The organism is Kitasatospora sp. NPDC041917 (assembly GCF_055589745.1).
Genome location: NZ_JBVJBI010000119.1, coordinates 1 through 1,384 on the forward strand (window position 1 = coordinate 1; position 1,384 = coordinate 1,384).

The following is a 1,384-nucleotide window of genomic DNA, read 5'->3' on the forward strand; positions in this document are numbered from 1 at the left end:
GGGTCTGTACAAAGAACGGTGTAACTCCCGATCAAGGAAGTAGCGCCTGATGAAGGAAGTGACTGTCTCGGCCGAGGCCGTGGAGGCCGTGCGGCCGGTGGAGTTGCAGCCGGACGCCTTGGACGACCAGCTGATCGGCCAACTCGTCGACCGGGCCCGTGCGAGCGGGCTGCAGCTCACCGGCGCCGGGGGCCTGCTCCAGCAGCTGACGAAGAAGATCCTGGAGTCCGCGCTCGAGGGCGAGATGACGGACCACCTCGGCTATGAGAAGCACGATCCGGCCGGGGCCGGCAGCGGGAACTCCCGCAACGGCATCCGCTCGAAGACCGTGCTGACCGAGGTCGGCCCGGTCGAGATCGACGTTCCACGGGACCGGGAGGGCTCGTTCGAGCCGCAGCTGGTCCGCAAGCGCCAGCGGCGCCTGTCCGGGGTGGACGAGATGGTGCTCTCACTGTCCGCCCGCGGCCTGACGCACGGCGAGATCTCCGCGCACCTGGCCGAGGTCTACGGCGCCGAGGTCTCCAAGCAGACCATCTCCACCATCACCGACCAGGTGATCGAGGGCATGGCCGAGTGGCAGAACCGCCCCCTCGACCCGGTCTATCCGGTGGTCTTCATCGACTGCGTCCACGTGAAGCTCCGCGACGGCCAGGTCGCCAACCGGCCGATCTACGTGGCGCTCGCGGTCACGGTCGAAGGCACGCGGGAGATCCTCGGGCTGTGGGCCGGCGACGGCGGCGAGGGCGCCAAGTACTGGCTCCACGTCCTGACCGAGATCAAGAACCGCGGCGTCGCGGACGTCTGCATGGTCGTCTGCGACGGCCTCAAGGGCCTGCCCGATGCCATCGGCACGGTCTGGCCGCAGGCCGTCACCCAGACCTGCATCGTCCACCTGATCCGGGCCTCGTTCCGCTACGCGGCCCGCCAGGACTGGGACAAGATCTCCAAGGCCCTCAAGCCCGTCTACACGGCGCCGACCGAGGACGCCGCCCTGGAGCGGTTCGTCGAGTTCAGCGAGGCCTGGGGCAGGAAGTATCCGGCGATCGTGCGGCTCTGGGAGAACGCCTGGGCCGAGTTCGTGCCGTTCCTGAGCTTCGACATCGAGGTCCGCCGGGTCATCTGCACCACGAACGCGATCGAGTCCGTGAACGCCCGCATCCGCAAGGCCGTCCGCTCGCGCGGGCACTTCCCGAACGAGCAGGCGGCCCTGAAGTGCGTCTACATGGCGGTCATGTCCCTCGACCCGACCGGTGACGGCCGCAAACGCTGGATGACCCGCTGGAAGGCCGCGCTGAACGCCTTCGAGATCACCTTCGACGGCCGACTCTCCGCCGGCCGCCGCTAACTCAACCCAACCGAGTTACACCGTTCACTGGACAGACCC

The 1,384-nt window shown here is 68.2% G+C and carries 1 protein-coding gene; it reads left to right on the forward strand.

Going from position 1 to position 1,384, the window contains the following annotated elements; all coding sequences use genetic code 11:
• Nucleotides 1-58 precede the first annotated feature (58 nt).
• On the forward strand, nucleotides 59-1,345 hold the full coding sequence (locus ACZ6EM_RS40435; RefSeq protein ID WP_465774686.1) for an IS256 family transposase: 1,287 nt from the start codon (nucleotides 59-61) through the stop codon (nucleotides 1,343-1,345).
• The last annotated feature ends 39 nt before the right edge of the window (nucleotides 1,346-1,384 follow it).